Origin of the sequence: Vulcanococcus sp. (genome assembly GCF_044369115.1) — a bacterium.
In the GTDB taxonomy this organism is placed as follows: domain Bacteria; phylum Cyanobacteriota; class Cyanobacteriia; order PCC-6307; family Cyanobiaceae; genus Vulcanococcus.
The window spans coordinates 1-4596 of the sequence record NZ_JBIPMN010000188.1 but is presented as its reverse complement, the minus strand read 5'-3'; the positions used below and the strand labels follow the sequence as shown (position 1 = coordinate 4596).

Annotated in this window: 6 protein-coding genes; 3 read left to right on the top strand and 3 right to left on the bottom strand. The window is 65.1% G+C overall.

Annotation, left to right across the window (positions count from 1 at the left end):
- From ACIQ2E_RS12585 to ACIQ2E_RS12575, 3 genes are all read left to right on the top strand, one after another.
- Positions 1–855, top strand: an 855-nt coding sequence (locus tag ACIQ2E_RS12585) for a Ycf66 family protein (RefSeq protein WP_398331061.1), incomplete at its 5' end; no start/stop codon positions are given.
- Positions 856–952: 97 nt separating this feature from the next.
- The gene (locus ACIQ2E_RS12580) at positions 953–1402 is read left to right on the top strand and encodes a TolB family protein (protein ID WP_398331058.1); all 450 of its coding nucleotides are present in this window, start codon (positions 953–955) and stop codon (positions 1400–1402) included.
- Positions 1399–1893 (top strand): hypothetical protein, encoded by a 495-nt coding sequence (locus ACIQ2E_RS12575; RefSeq protein ID WP_398331056.1) that lies wholly within the window; start codon positions 1399–1401, stop codon positions 1891–1893. Before ACIQ2E_RS12580 ends, ACIQ2E_RS12575 begins: the two co-directional genes overlap by 4 nt.
- 15 nt (positions 1894–1908) lie before the next feature.
- Here the strand turns inward: ACIQ2E_RS12575 and ACIQ2E_RS12570 are convergent, their stop codons facing one another.
- From ACIQ2E_RS12570 to ACIQ2E_RS12560, 3 genes are read right to left on the bottom strand one after another with little or no spacing between them, the layout of a single operon-like run.
- Positions 1909–2091, bottom strand: a complete 183-nt coding sequence (locus tag ACIQ2E_RS12570; RefSeq protein WP_398331054.1) for a chlorophyll a/b-binding protein — start codon at positions 2089–2091, stop codon at positions 1909–1911.
- A 7-nt stretch (positions 2092–2098) separates the two neighbouring features.
- Positions 2099–4084: an ABC transporter ATP-binding protein/permease gene (locus ACIQ2E_RS12565; protein WP_398331051.1), complete on the bottom strand. Its 1986-nt coding sequence runs from the start codon at positions 4082–4084 to the stop codon at positions 2099–2101.
- A 38-nt stretch (positions 4085–4122) separates the two neighbouring features.
- On the bottom strand, positions 4123–4485 hold the full coding sequence (locus ACIQ2E_RS12560; RefSeq protein WP_398331064.1) for a histidine triad nucleotide-binding protein: 363 nt from the start codon (positions 4483–4485) through the stop codon (positions 4123–4125).
- Between the last annotated feature and the right edge of the window lie 111 nt (positions 4486–4596).

The window sequence follows — 4596 nt, the reverse complement described above, 5'->3', positions numbered from 1 at the left end:
ATTGTTGGGATCGTGTTGGCCGTTGGTGGCGCACTCCTCTATTTCATGAGGAGTTTTAAGCCCGCCCTGGCCCGCGATTACGACGTGTTTTTCGCCGCCGTGGGCTTGCTCTGCGGCGGCATTTTGTTTTTCCAGGGCTGGCGACTCGATCCGATCCTGCAGTTCGGCCAATTTCTGCTGGCCGGTACCACGGTGTTCTTCGCCTACGAAAGCGTGCGCCTGCGCGGCGTAACCACCGAGCAGGCGCGGCGTTCCTCCTTCTTCGACGACGACGAACCGCAGCCCAAACCCCGCATGGGTGGCGGCCGCGACTACCGAGACGATGTGGATCGCTTCGATGAACCGCAGCCGCTGCGTCGCAGGATTCGTTCGCGCGAAGAGGGCTACGGCGATCGAGACCGAGACGAGGAAGATCTCTACCGCCCCCGCCGGGCTCCTGCCCGTGCAGCCATACCCGAGCGAGCAGCCTCCCGTGATGAATGGGATCGCGATAACCGTGGCGAGCGCCGCTATCGCGCGGGTAGCGCTCCGGCTGACACCGCCTCGCGCGACTTCGGCGCCCGCCGTCAGGACCGCGACGAAACCCGCCGCGGCACCCGGCCAGCAGCCAGCAGCGAGCCGATGCCCCGCTCCAGCCGCCGGCCGGGCTCGAGCGAGCGACCGATCAATCCATCCCCGGACAAGCCCCAGGGAACGCCTTATCGGGCCCCCAGTGGCAGCCCTGCCGCCGCTTCCAGCACCGCCAGCGATGCCGGCGTGAGCGATGCCGAATTCCGCCCTGTCCCCCCCTCCAGCCGCAACAACGGCCCCACCAGCTCCGCTCCGCGCGACAACAGCTCCCGTTTCGACGACTGATCCTTGGAGGCAGCTGGCCACTGCCGCAGCACTCTCCCTGGGCTTGAGCGGCTGCAGCCTTACACCGTTCAACCGCCAACCTGCCGCCCCCACGGGCATGGGAGTTGAATCGCGCCAGCAGCCGGCCCTCAGCGGCGACGGGCGCCTGCTGGCCAGCCTCGTGGATCGGGGTGGACGCACCACCGTCATCCTTCAGGAGAGACGCTCAGGCCGCGTGCTGCCCTTGCGGCAGCTGCGCAATCGTCAGCCCCACAGCTCACCATCGCTGAGCTGGAATGGTCGCTATCTGGCCCTGTTGGTGCAGCAGGGTGGCCGGCGCCAGGCGGTGATTGAAGATCGGGCCACCGGCCAACAGCACCCGTTGTTCCTTCCGCCCGCACAGGAGCCGCAGCAGTTGAGCCTGGCGCCCGACGGCCAAAGCATCGCCCTCGAGCTGATCAACGGCGGCAGCCGGCGCCTGCAGGTGTTCAGCCTCGCGGGCATGCTCGAGCCGGACCTGGCTCCGGGCCTTCGCGAAAGCGGCGGCGGCCCCCAAGTGCAGCCATGAGCAAACGAGCCCCCTTCGGTGTTGGTCTCTGGTTTGGTGTGCTCGCCGTTTTGATGGCGGGCTGCCAAACGGGCCTGCACCCGGTTCAGCAGCTGAACCAGCCCCTGAGCGGCCTGGGGGATAGCCAGAGCCCGTCACTCAACAGCGAATGGTTGGCGCTGATCAGCAGCCGCGCGGGTAGCCGGGCACAGGTGCAGCTGATCGATCGACGCCGCAATGCCCCTGTTCCCCTATCAGGCCTCAATCGGCCCGACAGCCTGCCGATCAGCGTGGCGGTGGATCAACGGGGCGAGCGCCTCGCCCTGGTGCGGCAACGGGATGATCGCAGCGAGCTGGTGATCCACCGCCGGTCGCTGCAGGCCTCCCAGACAGTGCCGATCGAGCCTGCCGGCGTGCCGCAACGGGTGAGCCTCAGCGCCGATGGCCGGGTGCTGGCGGTGGAGGTGAGCCGCGCAGGCTTATGGCAGGTGGATCTGCTGGAGTTGCCCTGAAGCGAGCCTGGGCCTTCAGCCCACGAAACCGGCCCAGCGCAGGAACGTGTCGCCGCTGATCGCCTCCACCAGCAGCACCGCAGCAAAGCCCACCATGGCGAAACGGCCATTCACCCGTTCGGCATAGCCGCTCCAGCCAAAGGCGGGAACGTCGTTGGTGGTGGCGCTGGTGGCGGGAGCTTCGGGGGTGCTGGTCATCGCGAAATCAGACGCCGGAGTTGAAGGTATAGCTGGCGGCGGGCATCAGCTTCCAGCCGCCCTGGCCATCGAGCTCAAGCACCAGGTTGTGGAAGCTCTTGAGGGTGGGGCGGTGGCCCACGCTCACAAACGCCATCTCGCGCTGGGCCAGCAGCCCATAGAGGTGCTGCTCGGTACTGACATCCAGGGCGCTGGTGGCCTCATCGAGCACCACGAAGCGCGGTGAGTTGAGCAGCAGACGGGCAAAAGCCAGGCGCTGCTGCTCACCCAGAGAGAGCAGCCGCGGCCAGTCCTGTTTGATGTCGAATTCGGGGTAGCGCTGCACCAGAGCGCCAAGGCGCACCTCCTCGAGCACGCTGCGCAGGTGCTCATCGCTGAAGCGCTGCGGATCCTGGGGATAGCAGAGCTGCTCCCTCAGGCTGCCCAGAATCATGTAGGGCTTCTGAGGGATGAACAGCAGCTCCGAAAGAGGCGGGCGCTCCACCTCACCGGCACTGGGGGGCCAAAGTCCGCTCACCAAGCGCAGGAAGGACGTTTTACCGCAGCCGCTCGGGCCCACCACCAGCACCCGCTGGCTGGGGGCCACCTCCAGGCTGAGGTCGTGAATCAAACGGCGATCGCTGCCCGGCGGCACCAGATCCACATGCCGCACCAACAGAGACCGGGCTTCTCGCGACGACTCCTCCGCCAGCAGTTCGCGCTGGGCCTCGGAGCGGTTGATCGCTTCCACCTTGCCCTGGAAGCCCTCCAAGCGACTGATGGAGGCCGAAAAAGCTGCCAGGCGATCAATGTTGTTCACGATGTAGCTCACCGAAAACAACACCTGAGAGAAGGCGATACTGGCCTGGCCGAACACACCAAAATCAACCTCTTTAGCGAAGTAGATCGGTGCGATCACCAGCCAAGGCAGGAAGCGCGAGAAATAGTCGTAGGAGCGCTGAATCACACTAATCAGCGCTTCCCACACGATCAACTTGTCGTAATTGCGGATCGCTCCATCCAGGCGTCGTACCGCCTCGCGCGACTCCTGCTGCTCACCGCGATAGAAGGCGATCGACTCAGCGTTATCACGGATATGCACCAGGCCGTAGCGGAAGTCGGCCTCCAGGCGCAGCTGGTCGTAGTTCAGCGCCACCAGCTTGCGGCTTGCGAACACGATCACGGCCGTACCACCCACCGAATACACCAGCAACCACAGAGCGAGCTTGGTGCTGATCGTCCAGAGCACCACGATGAAGCTCACAAACGTGAGCAGCGCAGAAACAATCTCCACCGTCACGCTCAAACTGGTACCGGTGAAGCTGGCTGTGTCCTGAGAGATCCGCTGGTCGGGGTTATCGATCTCCTCGGCGGTTTCGTCGTTGGGATTGAGAACGTAATAGGCGCGATTCTTCAGATAACGGTTGAGCAGGCGGCCGCTCAACCACTCGCGCCAGAGCAGGCCGAGCTTGGGAATGAGATAACTCTGGAGGGCACGAATCGGCAGAGCCAGAACCAGGCAGAAGGCATAGATCGCCACCACCTGCCAAAACTCATCGGCCTTGTAGGCCACCAAGGTGTTATCAACATTGCGGGCGATATAACTAATGCCCACGTTGATGCCGTTGATCACCAGAATCAACAGCGTGATCCCCCCCATCAACAACCAGGGCAGCCAGCGCCCTTGGCGCAGCTTGCTGCGCAGCGCACCGAACGCAATCAGGCCCGCCACAAACAACACCATCACCACCGGCCCCGCGGGGCTGGCCCAGATGGCACTCACCTGTTGCGGCACGCCGGGCAGGAAGCGCGCCTGCAACTCCGGAATCAGGGCACCGCTGGCCCCAACCACAGCCGTGAGCAACAGCAGGGTGCTGCCCACCACCACGGTGAGCAGCGCAACGATCAGCAGCAGGAATTGCCAGCCACTGGTGTCTTCCACCGGCAGGAAGTAGGGCTGGGCGAGGCGCCGCAGCTTGCCGAGCTGACTGCGGAAGGCCTGCAGAGGGTTCATGACGGCGTTCAGATCAGCCCATTCTCGCCGGCTGGGCCTCAGCCCGGCGGCCAGGCCAGCGGACGGCCACCGATCACGTGCACGTGCAGATGGAACACGGTCTGACCGGCCTCCACGCCGCTGTTGATCACGGTGCGGAAGCTGCTCAACCCCTCTTGCCGAGCCACCTTGGCCGCCGCCAGCAGCAGATGGCCCAGAAGCTGCTCGTGCTGATCGCCCGCCTCCGCCAGGTTCACCACAGGCTCCCGCGGGATCACCAGGATGTGCACCGGTGCCTGGGGCGCCACATCGCGGAAGGCCAGGCAGTGCTCATCGGCATACACCTGATCGCAGGGGATCTCACCCCGCAGGATGCGGCCGAAGATCGTGTCGTTCGGGGGAGAAGCAGCGGAATCGGCCATCAGATGAAACAGCGGTGGCACTTCACCACTGCAGGTTTGCGTGAGCCCGATGTTGGCACGATGCAGCGGAGCCGCCCTGGTGGGGCTTGAGGCCCGGGCTGTGGCCGTGGA